The organism is Parendozoicomonas callyspongiae (assembly GCF_023502345.1).
Lineage (GTDB): Bacteria > Pseudomonadota > Gammaproteobacteria > Pseudomonadales > Endozoicomonadaceae > Sansalvadorimonas > Sansalvadorimonas callyspongiae.
In genome coordinates, this window is record NZ_JAMFLX010000137.1 from 1 (window position 1) to 653 (window position 653).

The following is a 653-nucleotide window of genomic DNA, read 5'->3' on the forward strand; positions in this document are numbered from 1 at the left end:
AAAGCGGGTAACAAGTGCATCAAAGGGACGCCGCCTGCGGCGGCGCCCCTCATGCAAGCGTTAGCCGCATGAGTCCCCACTTCGGTTATCACCTATAAAAACATTCTGACATCAAGCATAGAATTCAATTTCGATTATAGGATTAATACTAAATGGAAAAAGTTAAGCAATTCAAATCAACCCTAAGTGCTATTGACACTATTTTTGTTGCACTTATTCTGCTAGTGGGAGCAGCCGGTTTATTCTTGCTCACAGTCAATATATTTACAGGGTTTGCTGTTCTATTAACTGCGGTAATTTTCTGGATCGTTAAAGTATTAGGTTTTGGGATAGCATACTGCACCATCCAAATTGCAGAGAATACATATCTACAATGTGACGATATTAAAGAAAGCAATTCTACTGTCATAGCGGAAGAGAAGCCTAACAATGTAGAACCTAGCTATGATGATACACATCACGATATAGATATAAACTATGAATATGCTATAAACAACAAACCTAAATCATATCCATATTCAAATCACGAGTGGAAAAATCTCTGTAAAAACAATCTACACAGAGCTGCAAACATAATCAAAGAATCTAACCAAAGCGGCTAACAAGCGCATCATATTCGTCGCTTCGCTCCTGGGACGCCTACGGCGCCCCAT

The 653-nt window shown here is 39.8% G+C and carries 1 protein-coding gene; it reads left to right on the forward strand.

Going from position 1 to position 653, the window contains the following annotated elements; all coding sequences use genetic code 11:
• The first annotated feature begins 152 nt into the window (after positions 1–152).
• Positions 153–602: a hypothetical protein gene (locus M3P05_RS20655; RefSeq protein ID WP_249702036.1), complete on the forward strand. Its 450-nt coding sequence runs from the start codon at positions 153–155 to the stop codon at positions 600–602.
• Positions 603–653: the final 51 nt, after the last annotated feature.